Raw genomic sequence first — 4,034 nt, 5'->3', positions numbered from 1 at the left:
GCAAATCAAGAGAATTGAATCAGCAGCCAAAGCATCGCTCAAGCAGAGTTTTTCAACAGTATCCGGACGAAGCGGTCGTTCGGCTTTCGCACCCGAGTGGCTGGTATCCACGGGTAAGCGACTGTGAAACGCATCACCTGAAGCGGAAGCTGGTGGTTTGCTGCGTGCATGAACTTTGACATGCAACGGGCTCGGAGGTACCCATTTAAGCGCGAGATAGAGCCCATTATCGGAGCCAAGCGCGCAGACGTGACAGAAATCCGGCAGAGATATTGCGAACGGTTATCGGAACGATGACTACCAACCCATGCCCCTTCGCATAGCCAGGATTACGCGCCTTGAAGAAACGGACATAATGGTTGTCGCCGCGTTGGCTGGGAGCGTTTTCCTGCCGTACCTCAATTGTCATCCATCCTACGTCACGCACGAATGGATCGGCCTCACTCACGGGCGGTGCCGGGAAGCTGTTGATGAGCTCGCGTGCAACTTCCTGAATGACTTTGGGCGTTTCAAGGTCAGGATGCGGGTAGACCTGCGGAAAATTCTGGCAGGCCAGATCATAGCTCGAAGTGTGTACAAGGGTCCCGACATAGTAGATCGGCGTGAATGGATGCCTAAGCTTTTCGGCAATAGAGCGGATCATCCTGAACCGGTAAGTTGCACCGTACCCCCGGTACTCCGACAAGAGCCCGGCTTCCGCTCTTAAAACAATGACGTAGCGCCCTGACACCTGCCGCCAGAATCGATGGGCCGCGCAATAGCCGACGATTTGACCGTCCGCGGCAATGAAAAGCTGTATGAGCGTACTGTCTGCCGATGGGTCAAACACATGATTTTCGAAATCCTCAAGGGAAACGCCCGCGAATATTTTCTGGTTTAACGCGTAGAGTAAACTCATCAATTCAGCACGCTCGGCCGTGGACATTTTCGCAGGATCGACCGTGGATCGCCTTGCAATCCCAGGCTTAGTGCTTTTGCGTTTCTTGAAATCAAGCATGGGCCTGACCTTCACAAGGCGACGTACTTGGTTCCAAACATTCGCCCTCTGTTCATGTTAACCGCCAGAACTCCGCCGCGACGTCTGTTGTGCGTATAGCGCTTCAATCTCGGACCGATAGCGCTCTTGGATGACATGTCGCTTGATTTTCAAGGTCGGCGTCAAGCTTCCGTCTTCAACCGTCCAGGGCTGCACTTGACTATGAACAGCACGTACTTGGGCATATTCAGGATGATCCCGCAAAAGTTGCGCCACACGCGCCATGATGGCCGCGTTCGCCGCCTGCGCATTGGGTAAATCTGGATTGAGACCGTGGCGTCCGGCGAATGCGGCCCAGTGGTCACGATTCAGCACCAGTATCGCTGAAACGAACGGGCGATTATCGCCTAATGCGCAGCTTTGTTCAAAAAGCAGGTCCGCCTGGATCCCCGCCTCGATCTCTGCAGCAGCGGCTTTTTTGCCTGTTGATAGGACGATGACGTCCTTCAACCGTCCTGTAATAAATAAGTGGTCCTCGCGAAATTCCGCTGTATCGCCACTGTGCAACCAGCCCTCCTCGTCGATGGCAGAGGCGGTACCTTTGGGGTCATTCCAATAGCCTTGCATAAGGGCTGGTGACCGGACCAGCAACTCGTCCTCGGCGGTAAGTCGGGTTTCGATCCCGCGAAGCGGCTTGCCAACGGAACCAGGCAAACTGTCCTCAAAGGTGGTCCCACTGACGACGGGAGCAGCTTCTGTCAGACCGTAACCCTCAACAAGCGGCAGGCCGACGCCGATCAGGAATTGGCTCACCTTCGTCGATAATTGAGCGCCGCCACTGGCTGCAACACGCAGGCGCCCACCAAAGGCGTGAATGATAGGGCGTGCGACCAGCCGCTCTAGCAATGGCCAGAAAAGCAAGCTCGCCATCTGACTGAACATATTAGCCCTGCCGTGACGCGCTTCGAAACGCCGCCAGCCAATCGCCACGGTCTTCTTTACTAGCCAACTCTTGAGCGAACTTTTTGAGGCTTCCTTGACGATCGCTTCGTAAAACCGCTCATAAAGGCGCGGCACGGCCACCAGGATCGTCGGCCGTACTTCAGAAATGTCCTGCTTCAGAGTTTCTATCGCTCGAGCGAATACTACCCTCGAGCCACCCATCATCGCCAGATGGTAGCTCATGGTGCGCTCAAACGCATGGCTGAGTGGCAGCAGGGACAAAAAGACGTCGTTTGTCAGAGGCGGAATGTTCACTGCAACCGCCTCGGCATCCCACAGAAGAGCATAATGGGACAACATGGCTCCCTTAGGCCTACCTGTCGTGCCCGAGGTATGTATGATCGTGGCGGTGTCCTTTGGCGCGCATCGGATTGGCCCAGGGTCACCCTCTGCCAGGTCCAAGACCTCGCCAAGACGGCGGACCTTGCTTCCGCAGACTTGCTCATGCACCTCACTATTTCCGCGCACCCAAATTTGCCTCAAAGTACCGCCGCTTTCGAGAGCGGGCTTCACTGCCTCTAATCGCTGCACGCTCTCGACAAGACACAGCCGTACGCCACAGTTGGAAAGGACAAAGTCGATATTGGCCTCGCTGTCTTGAAGATAGAGTGGCACGGTCATCAAACCGTTTGCCATGGCCGCGATGTCGAAGGCGATCCAGTCGATGCAATTCCGCAGCAAGATCGCTACCCGGTCGCCCTCCTCCATGCCTGCCTGATCTAGCGCAACACGATAGCGGGTAACTATTCGCTCCATTTCACTCCAAGTCACATCCCGCCACGTTCCGTCGTCAAACTCGGAGTAAGCTACGGCGTTCGGAGTTCGTTCAGCCCGACACTTCAGCAAGCCTGGAATTGTCCCGGCAGCTTCAAAACCGATGAAGTCGAGATCTGGTGATGTTGCGCGCTTCATAACCTAATTGATATGACTGAATCGCGCTCTATGCTTTGAGCAGGATCAACCATATCTCGTGGTCAAATCGAGCAGGTTACTGGGCGTTCGGTTGCACGGCCAAAAACGAGTGCTTCATCCGCACGGCTGTCCGTGACCCAACTTTTCATGATGCGAAGGACGCGCGGTCGGTTTGATGGCTTTGCTCTGCGGCGGTAGGGCGGCAAGGAAACGGTGCGCTTCGCCGTCAATATCGTGGGTTATGTCCGCTTGCCGCCCTTCGCGACGGTTTCTGCGCACCTCGCCAATTCACAGTATGGGCTCGAAGCGGCCCAATGCGACCGCGGCACGCACCTTGGCTCAGAACGCAGGAAACCGGCCGTTCGCCACAAACGCCAAGCCATTGATCTTTGGCCTTGCCCGTCGCACCCGAGACATTCACGCTTCGGCAGGCGACGTTAATGTCAAACGCCGCGAATACGGGCTCAGAGCCCATATTTCCAAATGCTACGCAGTCAACCAATGACCGCTTCTGATACCCGGAGCTCCGGGACATGGCAGCGCGGTTCTGCGCTACCCCGAAAACCAGCCCACGGACCAAATTGACGGCGACGTGGCTTTACCAGCGCCGCCGTCGAAAAAATCAGAGCATTTCGGGATCGCTCACTCCGGTGACACCCATCAGCAGCACGGTAGACGCATCGCCAAACGTAACCAACGTGGTGTCCGCGGCGCCGGACAAGTCCGTGTCCAGTTCTGTCAAGGACGCGATCGCCTGTCCACCGGTCAGCGCCAGGGAGTCTACGCCCAGCTCGAAGTCCTGAATGGTGTCGGCACCTTCCCCGAGGCCAAAGATGAATGTGTCTGCGTCGGCCCCGCCAATCAGTAGGTCGTCACCAAATCCGCCAGACAATTGATCGGCCCCTGAGCCACCGTCCAGTGTGTCGGCACCATTGCCACCACGGATAGTGTCATTGCCGCCGAGCCCGGTGATCGAGTCATCGCCAAAGGTTCCGTCAAGGGTTTCCCCTGCTGCCGTTCCTGTCGTTACCGCACCAGTCACGCCGCTTCCATCTGGCGGGTATGGCGGGAAGAAGTTGGCCTCGGAGAAGTCGGTTGCGGTGGTGTTCTGCAGGATCGCGACGGTGACGTAATTGTCGCCGCC

The 4,034-nt window shown here is 56.6% G+C and carries 3 protein-coding genes; all 3 read right to left on the bottom strand.

What is annotated here, in order from left to right:
* Positions 1 to 226 precede the first annotated feature (226 nt).
* The gene (locus tag MB818_RS21615; protein ID WP_093038184.1) at positions 227 to 997 is read right to left on the bottom strand and encodes a hypothetical protein; all 771 of its coding nucleotides are present in this window, start codon (positions 995 to 997) and stop codon (positions 227 to 229) included.
* A gap of 57 nt (positions 998 to 1,054) precedes the next feature.
* Complete coding sequence (locus tag MB818_RS21610; RefSeq protein ID WP_238906474.1) at positions 1,055 to 2,890, bottom strand: AMP-dependent synthetase/ligase; 1,836 nt, start codon at positions 2,888 to 2,890, stop codon at positions 1,055 to 1,057.
* A 622-nt stretch (positions 2,891 to 3,512) separates the two neighbouring features.
* Positions 3,513 to 4,034 (bottom strand): calcium-binding protein (locus tag MB818_RS21605; protein WP_369426349.1); only part of this gene is annotated, 522 nt, incomplete at its 5' end.

Origin of the sequence: Ruegeria alba (assembly GCF_022321465.1) — a bacterium.
In the GTDB taxonomy this organism is placed as follows: Bacteria; Pseudomonadota; Alphaproteobacteria; order Rhodobacterales; family Rhodobacteraceae; genus Ruegeria_B; species Ruegeria_B alba.
This window is presented reverse-complemented; position numbering and strand designations above follow the sequence as displayed.

Excerpts from the sequence above, each read along its gene's own strand:
- MB818_RS21610 (WP_238906474.1), bottom strand. The coding sequence starts at position 2,890 with ATGAAGCGCGCAACATCACCAGATCTCGACTTCATCGGTTTTGAAGCT.
- MB818_RS21615 (WP_093038184.1), bottom strand. The coding sequence starts at position 997 with ATGCTTGATTTCAAGAAACGCAAAAGCACTAAGCCTGGGATTGCAAGG.